General features: G+C 49.8%; 13 protein-coding genes. 11 read left to right on the top strand and 2 right to left on the bottom strand.

The genetic code is table 11. The features are described 5' to 3' along the window. Nucleotides 1-163 precede the first annotated feature (163 nt). From tdh to HOLDEFILI_RS03695, 11 genes are all read left to right on the top strand, one after another. The gene (tdh, locus tag HOLDEFILI_RS03745; RefSeq protein ID WP_006058106.1) at nucleotides 164-1,228 is read left to right on the top strand and encodes an L-threonine 3-dehydrogenase; all 1,065 of its coding nucleotides are present in this window, start codon (nucleotides 164-166) and stop codon (nucleotides 1,226-1,228) included. Further along, nucleotides 1,228-2,421 (top strand): glycine C-acetyltransferase, encoded by a 1,194-nt coding sequence (locus HOLDEFILI_RS03740; protein ID WP_006058105.1) that lies wholly within the window; start codon nucleotides 1,228-1,230, stop codon nucleotides 2,419-2,421. Before tdh ends, HOLDEFILI_RS03740 begins: the two co-directional genes overlap by 1 nt. A gap of 224 nt (nucleotides 2,422-2,645) precedes the next feature. Further along, on the top strand, nucleotides 2,646-4,373 hold the full coding sequence (locus tag HOLDEFILI_RS03735) for an FAD-binding protein (protein WP_006058104.1): 1,728 nt from the start codon (nucleotides 2,646-2,648) through the stop codon (nucleotides 4,371-4,373). Nucleotides 4,374-5,139: 766 nt separating this feature from the next. Further along, a complete protein-coding gene (locus HOLDEFILI_RS03730; RefSeq protein ID WP_006058102.1) occupies nucleotides 5,140-5,652 on the top strand; it encodes a GNAT family N-acetyltransferase in 513 nt (170 codons plus the stop codon). A 53-nt stretch (nucleotides 5,653-5,705) separates the two neighbouring features. Then, nucleotides 5,706-6,377 (top strand): LytR/AlgR family response regulator transcription factor, encoded by a 672-nt coding sequence (locus HOLDEFILI_RS03725; RefSeq protein WP_006058101.1) that lies wholly within the window; start codon nucleotides 5,706-5,708, stop codon nucleotides 6,375-6,377. Then, nucleotides 6,374-7,360: a sensor histidine kinase gene (locus HOLDEFILI_RS03720; RefSeq protein ID WP_006058100.1), complete on the top strand. Its 987-nt coding sequence runs from the start codon at nucleotides 6,374-6,376 to the stop codon at nucleotides 7,358-7,360. The genes HOLDEFILI_RS03725 and HOLDEFILI_RS03720 overlap by 4 nt, the downstream gene beginning before the upstream one ends. A 682-nt stretch (nucleotides 7,361-8,042) precedes the next feature. Beyond that, nucleotides 8,043-9,863 (top strand): ABC transporter ATP-binding protein, encoded by a 1,821-nt coding sequence (locus tag HOLDEFILI_RS03715; protein ID WP_050766917.1) that lies wholly within the window; start codon nucleotides 8,043-8,045, stop codon nucleotides 9,861-9,863. Next, nucleotides 9,829-11,685 carry an ABC transporter ATP-binding protein gene (locus HOLDEFILI_RS03710; RefSeq protein ID WP_006058097.1) on the top strand — a complete coding sequence of 619 codons (1,857 nt, stop codon included), beginning with the start codon at nucleotides 9,829-9,831 and terminating at the stop codon, nucleotides 11,683-11,685. The genes HOLDEFILI_RS03715 and HOLDEFILI_RS03710 overlap by 35 nt, the downstream gene beginning before the upstream one ends. A 191-nt stretch (nucleotides 11,686-11,876) precedes the next feature. After that, nucleotides 11,877-13,070 carry a hypothetical protein gene (locus HOLDEFILI_RS03705; RefSeq protein WP_006058096.1) on the top strand — a complete coding sequence of 398 codons (1,194 nt, stop codon included), beginning with the start codon at nucleotides 11,877-11,879 and terminating at the stop codon, nucleotides 13,068-13,070. Between the two features lie 107 nt (nucleotides 13,071-13,177). Then, nucleotides 13,178-14,257, top strand: a complete 1,080-nt coding sequence (locus tag HOLDEFILI_RS03700) for a hypothetical protein (RefSeq protein WP_006058095.1) — start codon at nucleotides 13,178-13,180, stop codon at nucleotides 14,255-14,257. Between the two features lie 211 nt (nucleotides 14,258-14,468). After that, nucleotides 14,469-14,657, top strand: a complete 189-nt coding sequence (locus HOLDEFILI_RS03695; RefSeq protein ID WP_006058094.1) for a hypothetical protein — start codon at nucleotides 14,469-14,471, stop codon at nucleotides 14,655-14,657. Between the two features lie 131 nt (nucleotides 14,658-14,788). On the opposite strand, the gene HOLDEFILI_RS03690 is transcribed toward HOLDEFILI_RS03695, so the two are convergent. Next, nucleotides 14,789-16,600, bottom strand: a complete 1,812-nt coding sequence (locus HOLDEFILI_RS03690) for an ABC transporter permease (RefSeq protein WP_006058093.1) — start codon at nucleotides 16,598-16,600, stop codon at nucleotides 14,789-14,791. Continuing rightward, nucleotides 16,597-17,280, bottom strand: coding sequence for an ABC transporter ATP-binding protein (locus HOLDEFILI_RS03685; RefSeq protein ID WP_006058092.1), 684 nt, complete (start codon nucleotides 17,278-17,280; stop codon nucleotides 16,597-16,599). Before HOLDEFILI_RS03685 ends, HOLDEFILI_RS03690 begins: the two co-directional genes overlap by 4 nt. Between the last annotated feature and the right edge of the window lie 56 nt (nucleotides 17,281-17,336).

Raw genomic sequence — 17,336 nt, 5'->3', positions numbered from 1 at the left:
ATAATAATTTTCAACGATTTTCACAAGTTTCAGAAAGCGGCGCGGATAAATCGGGCAACTGTCCTTGTGTTGCGGACAAATTTAAAAAAGTGTCTTGCATTTCGTTGAAAACTAAGGCACTATAAAATTAAAGATACCGCTTACAAAAAGAAGGAGGAACAAAATGAGCGAAGGCAAAATGATGTGGGCTTTAGTGAAAGAAAAGGCGGACGTCGGCTTGACACTGAAACAGGTGCCGGTCCCGGAATGCGGCAAAAACGACGTGAAGATCAAAATCCGCAAGACGTCAATCTGCGGTACGGACGTGCATATTTATAACTGGAACGAATGGGCGCAGCATACGATTCCGATCGGCTTGACTGCCGGGCATGAATATGTCGGGGAAATCGTTGAGGTCGGTGAGAATGTCGAAGGTTTCCAGGTCGGCGACCTTGTCAGCGGCGAAGGGCATATCACCTGCGGCCATTGCCGCAACTGCCTGGCAGGCCAGCCGCATTTATGCCGCAACACCCAGGGGGTCGGCGTTAACCGCAACGGTGCGTTCGCGCAGTACCTCGTAATTCCGGCGAAAAACGCGTGGCATTGTGATCCGTCGATCCGCGAGGAATTATACTCCTGCTTTGATCCGCTGGGCAACGCCGTCCACACGGCGCTGCAGTTCAATATGATCGGCGAGGATGTGCTGATCACCGGCGCAGGGCCGATCGGCTGCATGGCGGCGGCGATCTGCCGGCATGTCGGAGCGCGGCATGTGGTCGTGACCGATGTTAACGAATACCGCTTGAACCTGGCCAGAACGCTCGGCGCGACCCGCACGGTCAACGTCGCTCAGGAGAAGCTGCCGGACGTGATGCGCGAGCTGGGCATGAAGGAAGGCTTTGACGTCGGCCTGGAAATGAGCGGCGCACAGTCCGGTTTCAATGACATGGTCAACAACATGAAAAACGGCGGCAAGATCGCACTTTTAGGCTTACAGAAAGCAGACGCCCGGATCAACTGGGAAAAAGTCATTTTCAACGGCCTGACGATCAAGGGCATCTATGGCCGGGAGATGTGGGAAACCTGGTATAAGATGTCGACGATGCTGCAGAGCGGCCTGAACATCGACGCTGTGATCACCCACCGGTTTGATATTCAGGATTATGAAAAAGGATTCGCGGCGATGAATTCCGGACAATCCGGCAAAGTGGTGCTGGACTGGAGTTCGCTGCAGAAGGAGGAAAAATAATGAATAAGGTTGAAGCGCTGCACTATTACGCTCAGGAAGTTAAAGACATTAAAGAAGCGGGTTTATTTAAAGGCGAGAGTCCGATCGTCACACCCCAATCCGCACACGTGAAGCTGGAAGACGGCCGCGAGGTCATCAACATGTGCGCGAACAACTATCTCGGGTTGGGCAACGATCCGCGTCTGATTCAGGCGGCGCAGAAATCGTATGAGGAAAAGGGCTACGGCCTGGCTTCTGTGCGGTTTATCTGCGGTACACAGGATAGTCACAAACAGCTGGAAGCAGCGATATCGCATTTTCTGGGCATGGACGATACGATCCTGTATTCCTCCTGCTTCGATGCCAACGGCGGTCTGTTTGAAACGATTTTGGGGCCGGAGGACGCGGTGATCAGCGACGAGCTGAACCATGCCAGCATCATCGACGGCGTGCGTCTGTGCAAAGCCAAGCGTTTCCGTTATAAAAACAATGACATGGCCGATCTGCGGCAGCAGCTGATCGCCGCGGAAGAAGCCGGGGCGCGGATTAAGCTGATCGCCACCGACGGCGTGTTCTCAATGGACGGCATTATCGCCGATCTGAAATCCATCTGCGATCTGGCCGACGAGTTCCATGCGCTGGTCATGGTGGACGACAGTCATTCTGCCGGCTTTGTCGGAAAACACGGTCGGGGAACAGCGGAATACTGCGGTGTGGAAGGGCGTGTGGACATCATCACCGGCACTCTGGGCAAGGCGTTAGGCGGCGCTTCCGGCGGCTTTACGACAGCCCGTCAGGAAATCGTCGATCTGCTTCGTCAGCGCAGCCGGCCGTATCTGTTCTCCAATACCTTGGCGCCGGCCATCGTCGCCGCCTCTCTGGAAGTCTTTAAGATTCTGGAAGCCGATACCTCGCTGCGCGACCATCTTGAAGACATCACCGCGTATTACCGTCAGAAAATGACGGACGCCGGATTCGATATCATCCCGGGCGTGCATCCGATCGTACCGGTCATGCTTTATGATGAAAAGACGGCAGGGGAAATGGCCAAGCGGATGATGGATAAAGGAATCTACGTTGTCGCCTTCTCCTATCCGGTCGTTCCGAAGGGGAAAGCCCGGATCCGCACGCAGGTCAGCGCCGCGCATACCCGCGAAGACATCGACAAGATTGTCCGCTGCTTCTGCGAAGTCCGCGAAGAAATGCGGAAATAAATCAAAAAAGACCCGTTTTCGAGCAGAAAGCGGGTTTCTTTCACCTTACAAAATCTTTTCATACGCTGAAAGTAGTTCCAGAAAGGGAGAGAAAGCCTCATGGTTAAGCCATTATCTGGATTTATTGTGTTCATTTTGTGAAATCTTTATGATTTTGTTCACTTGACGGATGAAGAGAATTCTGTAAAATAGGGGATGTAGAGGAGATCTACATAGGAGGAAACATGTACAACAAATTTGTGAAGGTCGGTCTTGCGGGTTTATTAGCGGCAAGCATGACTGCTTGCTCAAATACGCCTGCGGAACCAAGTCAGGACAAAACCCCTGATGCGGCAAACTCCGGCGTCTATGACGCCAAGGGCACAGGCTACGGCGGAGAGATGAATCTGAAAGTCACGATCGCCGATCAGAAGATTACGGACATCGAGCTGGTGGACAGCCACGAAACCAACGTTGTCATCGATCGCGCGTTCCCGGTGATTAAAGAAAGAATCCTGGAAGCCAACTCACCGGTCGTCGACAGCGTGACGGCGGCGACATTCTCATCGTTCGGCGTGAAGGCCGCGGTGGCGGATGCGATGAAGCAGGCGGGCATGGATGTGGAAGACATCACGATGACCACTCAGGGACCGGAAAAACCAGCGTCTCAGCGGGAAGCGGAAACCTGCGATATCGTCGTTGTCGGCGGCGGTCCTTCGGGATTAGCGGCAGCCATCGGCGCGAAGCAGACCAACGCGAACGCCAACGTGATCCTGGTTGAGAAACTGGATATCCTGAGCGGCAACGGCAAATTCGATATGAACTTCTTCGATATCATCAATACCGAAGCACAGAAAAAAGCAGGCAATGAGGAATGGACAGTCAATCAGGTCGAAAACTTCATTGAAAGCAAATCGAAATCCGGCGAAAGCGCGGAACGCATCGAAGTCTGGGCCAACCAGGAAAATGAACTGGACGTCTGGCTGCGTGCGATGGGCGTGGAGCTGAACTATAACTATGGCGATACCAACCACATGGCGGAAGAAAACCAGTATTCCGGCGAGGTCATTCAGGCAGGTCTGGAAAAGACGGCGAAGGACCTGGGCGTCGATATCCGCACCGGCACTAAGGGTGAAGATCTGATTCTGGACGGCAAGGACGTCATCGGCGTGAAAGTCACAAACAACGATAACGAAAGCTATGACATCAACGCACAGGCAGTCATCATCGCGACCGGCGGCTTCTGCAGCAACAAGGAACTGTTGGCAGAATATGCTCCGGGATATGAAGTCATGAATACTTCCAACCAGATGGGCACCACGGGTGATTTTGTCAAAGTCTTTGAAAAGAACGGCTTCCAGATGGAAAACATGGGCAAGATGAGCGTGTTCTCCAACATCATCGTTCCGCGCCGGGATCTGACCGGCGGCGCCGACATGAATCTGTTAGTCAACAAGGCGGGCGAACTGCTGAACGACAACACCGGCGGATTAGACCGGGCAGCAATGGTTCAGGGTCAGCCTGACGGCGCGGCGTTCTATATCACAGATAAGACAGGCTACGATTCATTCTACCGGATCCGCAAGCATGTCGGTCTGGGCTACTATGCGGAAGGCAAGACGATCGAAGAACTGGCGGAAGCGCTGGGCGTCGATGCGGCAGGATTGAAGGCCAGCGTTGATCAGTACAACGCAGATGCGGAAGCCGGCGCGGAAAACGCCGTCTTAGGCGAAGTTCCTTCCCGTGCGCTGGATGCGGAAGGTCCGTACTACGGCGTTCGCGTTGAACCGGCAAATCACATGACCAAGGGCGGCGTTGTCGCTAACGAAAAGGCGCAGGTTCTGTATGAAGACGGTACTGTCGTCAAGGGTCTGTATGCTTCTGGTGAAGTGACATGGCAGTCCGGCGGATATTCCCAGTCGGTTGTCTTTGGTAAGGTCGCGGGCGAAAACGCAGCGGCGGAACTGAAATAAATCTAAGCTTAAGATAAGGTTTCAAGCTTTCACCCCTTTGAGGCAAGACTGGAACTTCTTACAAACAAGCAGGCAGGACAGAGCGGTATCAAGCTTTGCCTTGCCTGTTTTTTATTTTTGCACAAAGCAAAAACATAAAAAGACAAGATGACCGCTGATCTCAGACAACGAATCCTCTGCTTCGATTCAGTCATAATCGTTTGAATCCTTGTTTCCCCGAAGCAATTCGTTTTGTTGATTTCAGAAAAATGTGTGATTTTAAGTCATAAAACAGCAGAAAAATGTGTTACACTGTTTTCCGCCTTTGACAAGCTGAATCAGTTTAAGTTTTTTGTTTTTGACTCCGGACTTCTCAAGCTCATGGCCGGCATTGACAACAGCGACATCCTTTTAGAAAACGACTATTAATTCAACGGACCATTGAGCAAGAACTATGTTTTGCAGCAGCGATGCGGGTAATTTGAAGAGGAAGGCGCTGTTCCCGGCAGCTCCTTTGGACTCCTTCTTATCGACAGCGTGTTTATAAAATGAGCGGCTTGATCTGCAGGTCTAAAAGCAGGAAGAAAGTTTGAAATCTGACTTAGACAACGTTCAGCCAATGTAGCTTGACGGGATAATGAAAAAAAACTAGGATTAATTTCAGAATGAATCTGTCGATGAGTCAAGCAGGCCGAAGATAGTAGGTCAGTTAAAAAAACGGTAGAATTTAATTTCATTTATCAATCGCAATTCATAAAAAGAGAGTCTGTTAAAAGGAGTGAAACTTATGAATTTAACAATGGTGCCCGTTACCGCGGATAACCGTGAAGAAATAAGCCGCTTGCATGTCGCGGCGGGACAGGAAAGCTATATTGAAACTGTCCCTCAATGTTTGCGCGAAGCAGAGGAGGAGGCGCGATGGCGTCCCTTTGGAATTTTCGATGGCAAACAGGCAGTGGGGTTCGCTATGCTCGGTTTCTTTGAAAAGGAATATCCTGTTGCTTTTTCACCGAAGGCCGGATCCATGCCAGTTACATTTCAGCCGCAGCCGGGACGTTTGTGGCTGGACCGCTTTTTGATTGACGGCGCGGCGCAGGGACAGGGCTATGGCAAGGCGGCGCTGAGTTTGATCGCAAAGACACTTTCCCTCGAATTTCCGGATCGCGAAATTTATCTGAGTGTCTATCCGGAGAACAGTGCGGCAATTCATCTCTATCGAAGCTTTGGCTTTCAGTTCACTGGAGAAAAGGATATTCACGGCGAGGACATCATGGTTTGTTATCCACCCTTTCCTGGCTGATTGGAAGGAATAAACACTTGCCAGTCTTGAACGAAGCAGGTTAAAATGAAACTATGAAAATCGCTTATTGTGAAGATGAAAAAATTCAGAAAGAGATTCTGGAGGAATCGCTTGGCCGTTGGGGCAAAACAGATCTGATCTGGTATGAAAGCGCCGAACAGATGCTTTTTGAATGCGATGGCCGGTATCCGTTTGATTTGATTATCCTCGATATCCAGATGAAAAAACAAAATGGGATGGAGCTGGCGCGCAGAATCCGTCAGACTGATGCGCAGGTTCCGATCTTGTTTTTAACGGCGATGAAGGAGTATGTGTTTGAAGGTTACGAGGTCAAAGCTCTGCGGTATCTGATCAAACCGGTTCAGGAGGAGGCATTGTTTGCAATCCTCGATGAAATTCAATCCGCAGCGCAGCACTCGATTTTGTTAAACGGAAGCCGGATTAACCTGAATGCCTTGGTTTATGTGGAAGCGGAAGCTCACTATTGTCATCTTGTTTTTGAAGATCATCGGCAAAAAGAAAAAATCGGCATTCGCGAATTGAAAGCGATGCTGGACGAAACGTTTGTGATGATTCACCGTTCCTATCTGGTCAATATCGCCAAGGTGGATCAGATCCGCCGTGAGGATTTATCAGTGGGTTCGTTTACGCTGCCGATCGCCCGGTCGCAGTTAAAGATCGTCAACGAAGCGTTCATCCGCTATAACAAAGGAATACGCTTATGATCGCTGTTTATCTTGTAGAGTGCCTGCCGGGAATTGGGCTGATGATTCTGCTTTGGTTGCGGTTTCAGCGGAAAAGTCTGGCGCTGGATCTGGCGGTGTTGGCCGGCGCGGCACTCAGTTATAGGGGAACCCGTTCCTTTCTGCCATTTTTTTGCGTTGCTTATCTGCTTTGTCTTGTCTTGGAGCAGCAGCGAAGTCAAAGCAGGCCGGCGATCCTGGCGGTGATCGGCGTGAGTATGCTTTTCCTCGTCGGGTGCGGTGTATTGCAGGATCAACTTCTGCTTTTTCTGATGATCAGCCTTTTGCTTTACGGCGTCGGCTGCGCAAATCAGCGGTTTCTGCGGCGCAGTTATGAAGACCGGATGATGGAATATCAGAATAAAATTCTGGTCCGGCAGATGGAGGAAGTCAACAATATCTATCAGATTATGCGCGGCTGGCGGCATGATTATCACAATCATTTACAGAATCTGAAAGCTCAGCTGCGGATGAATCAAACCGAGGAAGCGAAAAACTATCTGAACGCACTGGAACAGGATCTGGAAGACGTCTATGAGCTGGTCGACAGCGGCAACCTGAACGTTGACGCGATCCTGAATTCAAAACTGTCGATGGCGATCAAGAAAGAGATCGCACTGGACTACAAAGCGACCGTGCCGAGTCAGCTTACCGTCGCTGATCTGGATCTGTGCGTGATTCTGGGAAATTTGATCGACAATGCGATGGAAGCGTGCGAAGCGTTGACGTCGGATCGGTTCATCCGCTTATATATCGGTGTCTTTAAGCAGCAGCTTTACATCTCCGTTGCCAATGCGACCGCGGAGGTGGTGCGGAAGATGGATGACGAATATATTACGCACAAGCGCGGCAACCATGGACATGGTTTACTGCGCATCAATCGGGAAGTGGAGAAGTACGGTGGATATATCAACCGTAAGAATGAGCCGGGGATCTTCGTCACGGAAATTATGCTTCCTTTATAAACCGAAAGTAATTTCGATAGAAACTAACGAGATTTAATTTATATTTATTTAAAATGTGCATATAATGTGAATGACCGTAGTACCCGCACCTCCTACTTTAAGTAATGTGGCCCAGGGTACTCTTTTTTATAGGAAGCATGGAAATGAAAACGTTAAAAAAGCTTTGACATTAAATTAACATCTGATAAAAAGGCGGTTTGCAGACAAGGCTTTACGGATATAACTTTTAATAAAATAGAAAGCTTTTATCATTGTATATCTTATTTAAGAAACCAATGTTGTTATTATCAGAGATTTTATAGAATTCAACACGTGATTGCACCAAAAAGATAGATTCCAACAGGATTACGTTGGAGAAGTATTCACTTCATTCAACTTATGCGCTCGTATGTGCTTTGCTTTATGTCAATCCGAAAAAAAATTAGGGGAACGGGCCATTGGCACATTAAAAACAATTGAAAAGAATTCTCAAATTAATTTGATAGAAAATTATGGCTTTGCCAGGGATTGGAGAACAGCTCTATATAAGGTAAATAGTCATTGCATTCAGGACTAATTGAAGCTGAATCGAAAACAAAAAACCATTCGTGCATGAAATTTTGCGTTTCGTGCCCTTTTTTCTTAACCAGCATCATTCTACTATATAATCAAAATGAAGATAACGACAGGAAGGGGCATCATTATGAAATACAGTGTGCGCAGCACCTATCATCTGGTCTATTCCAAAATGTGGGACTTTGACCGGAAATTAGTTTATTACGGAATTGCCGAGGTGCTGTTTTCCGCGATAACGCCGTTGGTCGGAGTGTTCATGCCATCGCTGATCATCGCCTGTCTGGAACGACAGGCCGGCGTGCAGACCTTGATCCTCGTCTGTTTTAGCGCGTTTCTGGTCTACGGCGCGATCAACGGAATTCAGACCTTTTTAGAGAGTCGCTCGTCGACACAGTTTATCCTCTTTCGTTTAAAAAAGTTCTGGAGTGAAATGTTCCGCAGCACGATTACGCGGGACTATCAGAATGTGGAAGATTATAAGACACAGATCCAGATTGCGAAAACGGAGGAATGTTTATCGACCAACGATCATGGATTGGAAGGCTTTTGCCACCACAATATCAAGCTGGCTGTGAACCTTTTGGGCTTAACGTTGTACTCCCTGGTGATTGGAACGACAAACATTCAGCTGATCGGCCTGTTATTGGGGTTGTCGGTAATTCAATATTTCATTTATCGTTATGCCTGGAAAAAAGAAGCGGCGACCATGGAAGAATCCGGTCAGATCGTGCGGTCAATCTGGTATCTGCATAAGGAAACCTACAACGTGGCAACAGGCAAGGATATCCGCTTATACGGAATGCGAACCTGGATGGCTGAATTCTACCGAAGTCTGATCCGCCGGCTGGAAAAGATTGAAGGAAAAGTTCGGAGCGCTTACTTCGTTTATGACATGGCAGGTATATTTATTCAGGCGGTCCGGGATCTGGCGGCTTACAGCTGGCTGATTCTGAGTCTGATGCAGGGCATGAGCATTGCGCAATTTGTCTTTTTGTTAGGCGTGATCAGCGGTTTTTCCACATGGTTTTCCACAATCAGCGAAATGATATCGCTGCTGAGCAACGATCTGATGCGGATTGGTTATTACCGCGATTATACAGAATCGGAAGTGGTTCATGCAAAACCTGCGGGATCACAGGCTGCGGCTGAATCCATGACCATTACCTTTGAACATGTTTCGTTTCAATATGATAAACAACGCAAGGTCTTGGATAATTTTAATCTGACGATTCCGGCAGGGCAGAAAGTGGTGCTGGTGGGGATTAACGGGGCTGGCAAAACAACGCTGGTCAAGCTGTTATGCGGCCTGTATCGGCCGGACAGCGGCCGGATTTTACTGAACGGCCGGGAGTTAACGGAGGACAATCGGGAAGCGTTTCAAAAACAACTGGCGGTGGTATTCCAGGATGCGATGATCATGTCGGTGACGATCGCCGAAAACATCTCCGGCAAAAATCTGGAAGCCACGGATTGCGGAAAGGTGATCGAGGTATTGAAGCGGGCGAATCTCTGGGAGAAGGTCAGCCGTCTGCCGCTGCAGGAGAAAACCTATCTTGGAAAAGATCTGAACACCGACGGAATTCAGCTTTCCGGAGGCGAGGTTCAGCGGTTGATTCTGGCACGTGCTTTATATAAGGAAGCAAAGATGCTGATCCTGGACGAACCGACCGCGGCGCTGGATGCGATCGCTGAAAGCGAGATGTATAAAATGGTTAACGATTTGGTCGGAGATCACACCGCATTGTTTATTTCCCATCGTCTGTCCTCCACCCAGTTCTGCGATCGGATTCTGTTTCTTGAGAACGGGGTGATTGTGGAAGACGGCACCCATGAGGAATTGATGAAGCGGAAAGGCAAATATGCCAAGATGTTTGAAGTTCAAAGTCAATATTATCAGGAAGGAGGGGAAGTCTATGAATTTGAAAACAGCCTGGCAGGAAACCTGTAAATTCATCCGGATGATGCAGAAAAGCGAATCCCATGTGATCGCCTATCTGATCCTGACCGCTGCGATTACGGCGGCCGTGCCCTTTCTGCCGATTTACTTCTCCGCTCAGATCTTAAATTGCCTCATCGCCGGTCAGTTTCCGCAGGCGATGCAGAACGTTTATTGGATGATCAGTTTCAGCGTTATTCTGGGGTTGAGCAGTAAGGCTTTGAATCAACGTTTTCTTAAGCTGCGCGATCTGTCAGAATACAAAATTCGTCAGCGTGTTCTTGAAAAAGCCTATCAGATTGAATATGAAGAGTTAGAAAAAGCGGAAACGATCGACGAAATCCGCAAGGCAGATCAAGGCAGTAACGGCGGAGGCGGAACAGGGGAACAGCTTCGGGATCTGCTTCAATTTCTGACGATGTTCTTCTCCATGCTTTATTCTTTGGTCTTTGTCGCTGTTTTGTTAGTTCAGATTTTTACGCAGGCTCAAGATTATTGGCTGCCGGTAGGCAGTTTAATCTTCCTTTTCGCTGTGTATGCGGTGGTTATTGTGATCGGATCGCGGCTGAGCGCGAAAGCGGCAAGACTGCTTCAGAAAATGAAACGGGATAACGTCCATAACAATGCGATGTGCGGATATATCGGAAATCTGGGAATGAGTATTCAAAATGGCAAGGATATCCGGTTATATCAAATGGAGGATTTCCTGATGGAACTCTTTGATAAGACGCTGATAAGCTCCCGGCTTTATCTCGCCTGGGGCACAAACAACGGCAAGATCAACGGTGTCATCACCTTTCTGACGCAGCTGGCATCCGGGATGACCTATCTGGTCATCGGCATCATCGCGATGCAGGGCACCATCGGTATCGGTGAGGTCATGTTGTACGCCAACGCGATCCTGCGCTTCACGACCTCGCTGGTCACACTGGCAGCCAGCTATAATAACATCGCCTACCGTTACGAATACCTCAACAGCTATGAAGCCTTTATCCAACGTCCGAATATGAGTTATGAAGGGACGCTGCCGGTGGAAAAACGGGATGACGGCGAATATCATCTGACCTTCGATCATGTTTCTTACCGCTATCCGGGCCAGAGCGAAACCGCGCTGAAGGATATCTCCTTTGATCTGGAACTGAAGAAACACTTTGCGATTGTCGGGCGCAACGGCGCGGGGAAAACGACGTTTATCAAGCTGATGTGCCGGCTGGCGGAACCGACAGAGGGAAGAATCCTGCTGAACGGGATCGATATCCGGAAATACGCGTTTGAAGAATACGTTCAGATCTTCTCTGTCGTTTTCCAGGATTTTAAGCTGATGGAAATGCCGTTAGGCGAAAATCTGGCAGCTTCGGCGAATGTCGATGAACAGAAGGCGATGCGGGTGCTGGAGGAAGTCGGGCTGAGTGCAAGGGTTGCAGGCATGGAAAAGGGATTGAAGACGCTGCTGGGCAAAGAAAACGGTGAAGGCATCCTGCTTAGCGGCGGGGAAGCTCAGAAAGCCGCAATTGCCCGGGCGCTGTATAAAGACGCGCCGGTCGTGATTCTTGACGAACCGACAGCGGCGCTGGATCCCCTGGCGGAAGCGGAAATCTATGAAAACTTCAACGAACTGGTGAAGGATAAGACTTCAATCTTTATCTCACACCGCATGAGCAGCTGTAAGTTCTGCGATGAAATCGTCGTGTTCGACCACGGCCAGATCGTTCAGCGCGGCACCCATGATCAGCTGGCCGGACAGCCGGGCTTGTATCAGGAACTATGGGAAGCGCAGGCGCAGTATTACCGGCATTCTCCGCAGACGATGGAAATGCTTGGATCTCAAGTATAAACGACAGGCAGGTTGCTTATTACAGATCGGGAAGGCGAAGGATAACTGTTCGCTTTCCTGATCTTTTTCTATTCCTGATGAAAAGCGGTAAAAGACCGGACAAAGCGGAAAAGCAAAGGATGAAGTCCGGCAGATTGATTGTTTTTTAGCCGGGGTAAGGTTACAATGAAGCTAAAGAAAGAAGGGTTATCATGAAGATTGGAATTGGCTATTTACAAAGTATGAACGCGGATATGGAAGACCGCGATGTACTGAACCGGAACTATCTGCAGGAATTATCCAAACGCTGCGGCCACACGTTGGAAATCGTGCCGGCGGAAGCCTTGAACGATGAAGCGATGACCGTTGTGTTTGTGGGCGGAGGCGGAACGGAAGGCCGCTTTCTCAAGCTGGAGCCGTTTTTAAAGGAACCTGTTTTCCTGCTGACCTCCGGCGAAAATAATTCGCTGGCAGCGTCGATGGAAATCCTGTCCTATCTGCGTCAGAAGGGCGTGCAGGCGGAAATCCTGCATGGGGATCTGGATGATACCGCGGCCCGGTTAGCGGATCTGGTTCAGGTGTTCAAAGTCAAGCGGGAGCTGCAGGGGCTGCGTTTAGGCAGCGTCGGCGAACCTTCAGACTGGCTGATCTCGAGTCATGTGGACGCCCAGGCCGTCCGGGAGAAAACCGGCATCGAACTCGTTACGATTTCGATGGAGGAATTCTTTGCGGAGATTGAAAAACATCAGGTGGAAGAAAACGAATATACCCGGCAGCTGCGCCAACAGCCATGGCCGGAAGCGGAAATGCAGAAATCGCTGGAAATCTACGGCGCGCTCAAGCGGATCTGTCAGAAATATCAGCTGGCCGGAGTCACGGTGCGCTGCTTCGATCTGTTAGGTCCGGTCAAGAGCACGGGTTGTCTTGCATTGGCAATTCTTAACGCCGAGGGTGTTTATGGCGGATGCGAAGGGGATATGCCGTCATTGATCGCGATGACGCTGATCGGCAAGCTGACGGATCAGCCGGTCTTCATGTGCAATCCGTCGCGGATTCTCTCCCAGCAGAAACAGATCATCTTCGCGCACTGCACGCTGCCGCTGACCATGCCGAGCGCTTTCCGCCTGATGACGCATTTTGAATCCGATCTGGGCGTCGCGCTGGCGGGTCATCTGCGTGAAGGCGATGCGACGGTCTTCAAGTGTTCAGCGCTGATGGATCGTTACTTTGTCCAGGATGGAGAAATTGTCGAAAATCTGAACGAAAAACATTTGTGCCGCACGCAGATCCGGGTTTCGCTGCCGCAGGGATTGGACACGCTGCTGCGCGAGCCGATCGGGAATCATCATCTGATCGTGCTGGGTCATTACGCCAGCCGCGTGCAGGAGTTCTTCCGCTTCCATTAACGAAGCAATCCAGAATTTACTAACAAAAATTGCGGAAGTCGTAAGTAAATTTTAAGACATTCCTTAATTCTATCCTTTATAATAAAAGGAGAAACGAGGTGCAGGAAATGAAAAAAACAATGGCAGCAGCTTTGGTTCTGATCTTGTTGATCAGCGGTTGTCAGAACAAGGAAAAGCCGCAGCCGACGGATGACGGTATGCTTCCGGCACCCGAGGAACAAGTGATTAACAACGAACTGCCAGGGATCAGCTTAGCGTCGGCGAAGCTGCAGATCACGCAGACCGCGCCAGTTCGGATCGCTTCGGAAACTGTCCGGCTGTCGATCAGCGAGGAAACACTGGACGGCTGCACGATGGACGCGTGCGAGGAAGCGAAAAAAGCCGGTCTGAAAGGCACGGTCATCTTAGCGGGAACCAAGCTGAATCCAGGGCTGTCCCTCTTTCAGCTGTTTACCGAGGAAGCGATGAACGCCAAACCGCTGACCACAAGCAAGGGCAGCTGGAACGCGGAACAGTTAAAAGAACATCAGATCTGGACTAACGGAACAGTGTCCTTAATCAACATGAACAATCTGATCGGACGCACTGAAGGCGAAGATCAGCGGACAATCGCGGATCAGATGACGCGCTGGGTCTATGACGAAACTGCCGCGGTGGGCGAAATGCTTCAGGATTACCGCGTGCCGAGTCCCGATTTATTCAGTGATCTGGACGCCAAAAGCAAGCAGATCGAAAATCTGAAAGTGACGGTCGCGTATCTCAAGCAGACGTCCTTCCCATCCGGAATTGAACGCTCATTCCAGTCCATCGACGGGCTGACGCTCAACGGCGACGGCTATGTCGTTTCCCTGAGCTTTAACAAAAAGGGAAAAGAAACGGTATCGCTGCCGGTCTTCATCGTTCAGCAGTACAACAAGGATACGCTGAAACCGGAAAGCTATTTCAACCTTCAGGATCAGACGGTGCTGATCACCAAGCTGAGCAGCGACGCGGTTCTTGAAGAAACACCGGAGCGGAAGGTGGTCGACGTTGCGGTTCCGTTCTATGAAGGTCAAGATCTGGCGGAACGCTTCGCAAACGCCGTCGGCAGTAAGGAAAAGAAAAAGGACTACGCCTGGGCGAAGGATGTCGTCGCACAGATGCGGACACAGCTGGTCGATTTCTACGCGAACCAGATTGGAAAATAACCACAGAAAAAGCAAGGCTGGATTAAAACTCAACCTTGCTTTTTATTCATTCTCTAAGATAGTCGATATTGAATAGTTGTACCTGTTTATTAATAGAGTAATATAGGATAAGAGATTAAGTTTTATGACCTCATTACAAGATAAGCATATAATTTTGAATAAATTGTAAACATGGAGTTAAAGAATCAAAATAAAAAAAGAGGTTCATGTTATGAAAAAGCGTTTTGAAATTATACTGACATTTTACGCAGTTCTGAGCTATGTTCTTTTAGTGGCGCTTATTATTTATGCAGTTCCAGATGGACAGAAAGCGAATAGATTATGCGGACTGATGACAATTGTTCATATGTTGGTATTAAAAATTTGCTTAATCTATATATTTAAAAAAACCATTAAATAGTGTTATTAAAATTAATTTTTAAGGAAAAAGCAGTGCCGTAAGAGATCTGGATTCCAGCTCTACCGCACCGCTTTTCCTATCTCCGTTTCCGGTCTTTCCTTGAATCTTTTGACCGGGTTGGGCGACTCTGCTTATAAATCGTTGATTGTTTCCGTGATCGAAATCGTGCGCATCCGTTTGGCCGGGGCAGCCACCGCCGCCAGCCCCGCGAAGAGGACGAAGCCCAGAATCACGGCCAGATTTTGAAATGGGAAGACCCAGACCGCATAACTGAAATGACTGGCGATTATCAGATCGAATAACAGTTTGTTTAAGGGAATCCCCAGGACACAGCCGGCGAAGCACCCCAGAAAAGCATAGGTGAACGCTTCCGCCGCGATCATCTTGGTGACCTGACGCTTGCCCATGCCGACTGCCCGCATCGCGCCGTATTGCTTAATCCGGGACGATACGCTCATTGAAATACTGTTGACGATATTCAGAATGGTAACCAGGGTGAGGATGCCCAGGAATCCATAGATACAGGAAACGAAAACGAAGTATGTTCCGGCTGTGCGCTGTTCGCGCTTATCTTTAACAATGCATTCACTGCCTACCGCCTGCTGGATCGCCTGAATTTGTTCGTCGGTGACGTCAGCTTTTGTCTGGATCATCAACAATGAATACGCTGTTTCCCCCGTCAGATGGGCAAACGTTTCGCCGGAGACGATCAACGTGAGCTTACCCTGCGTCAGTCCGCTGCTACTGAAAGGATCGTATTTTAACATCCCGGCAATTTCAAGCTCGGTGTTGTTGATGGAGATTCGGTCGCCGATTTTCCAGGCACTTCCCGCATCGCCGGTCGCCAATACGTAGCCGCTGTCACCGTAAACTTGGGACAGCTTGCTTCCGCGGATCAACGCGTGATCCTTCTGCAGGCAGCTCAGATCAAAGTCATCGAAGGATACAAGATCGACGGTCATTGCCTGCGTGGAAGCACTGTGCAGCTGGGCAGGAATTTCAAAAGCACTCCGCCGTCCATAGACGCGTTTTACCCCGGCCATGTTGCTCAGCGACTCAACCAGCTCTGGTGAAAGGGAATCTGTGCCGTCGACACTGGCGATATCAAGATCGGAAGCGGCGGCGGACTGCGGCATCAGGTAGTTGACAAAGTCGATCAAGACGGAAAAGCTCAAAAATAAGACGATGCTCAGGGCAAACGAACTGATCATCAGAAATAGATTTTTCTTCGCCGCCAGCGCGTGATGAATTCCCAGCGACGTTTCAATCTTGAAGACTTGGGAGCGGATGGCGTGCTTCGCGCTCATTAAGTTTTGCGAGTTTCCAGAAGCCGCGGTCACCGGCGAGACTTTCGCCGCTCTTTTCGCAGGCGAGCTCGCCGCGATCAACACCGTGAGGACGCCGACGATCACTCCGCTGACGATGCCGATCGCGCTCAAACCGAACAGCGGAATCTTCGCGAATTCTTCACCGACTCCAAACCGCAGCACCGCGCATAAAATCCAGGATGTGAGAATCCCCAGCACAACCCCGGCCGGGACTGCGGTTTTGCACCAGTTTAACGCTTCCAGGCGGATGAAACGGGTGATCTGCCGCTTACTCATGCCGATGCAGCGCATCATTCCGAAAAACTGAGTCCGCTGGGCGACGCTGCTGTTCATACTGCTGGAAATCATCAGCACCCCGGCGATCAGGATCAAAACAAACAAGACGAGGGCGACAAGCAAAAGGCTCTGCCCCAGCGAGCTGCTGAACAAATTCTGAAAGGAAACCGAACCATGCTTTTCCATCAATCGGGCCCGCTCGATGCGTGCGCCCATTTCGGCCATGCTGAAAACCGCGGTGACCATGAACACGGAGAAAACGATGCACAGCAGCGTCATGCGGTTCTGCCGCTGATGCACTTTTGCCGAGATCGGAATCAGACTCAGATAGCTTTTCATTCCCGGCATCTCCCGAAATCGGTCAGCACGCCGTCGGATACCTGCAGGATCCGATCCGCGGTCTGCGCAATACTTTTGCTGTGAGTAATCATGACGATGGTCTGTTGGTAGATTCGCGACGCTTCCTTCAATAACGTGATCACCTCGCTGGTGTTCTGCGTATCCAGGTTGCCGGTCGGTTCATCGGCGAGGATCAGCGAAGGCCTGGTGATCAACGCCCGTCCGATCGCAACACGCTGCTGCTGACCGCCGGACAACTGACTTGGCAGATGATGACGGCGTTCCTGCAAGTTCAGCACGCTTAACAATTCCTTCAGATATTTTTTGTCTGGTTTTTGATAATCCAGCAGGACCGGAAAGATAATATTCTGTTCGACGGTTAATTCCGGAATCAGATTAAAGCTCTGGAAAATAAAACCGATGTTCCGGCGGCGGAAGACCGTCAGACTGTTGTCGTTCATGGAAAACAAATCCTTGCCGGCGATCAGCACCTTGCCGGATGTTGGTGAATCCAGCGCCCCGATCAGATTCAGCAGCGTACTTTTCCCGGAACCGGACTCACCGACAATCGCGACGAATTCCCCTTTGGGCACGGAAAACGACACATGCCTTAACGCGTGAACTGCCGCTTCACCGCTGCCATACGTTTTTGAAATGTTCTTCACTTCTAATAAATCCATACGGTTAACACCTCTTTCTTTGAACAAGGAAAGAGTACCGGATCAACACGACCCGG

Source organism: Holdemania filiformis DSM 12042 (assembly GCF_000157995.1).
GTDB lineage: Bacteria > Bacillota_I > Bacilli_A > Erysipelotrichales > Erysipelotrichaceae > Holdemania > Holdemania filiformis.
This window is presented reverse-complemented; position numbering and strand designations above follow the sequence as displayed.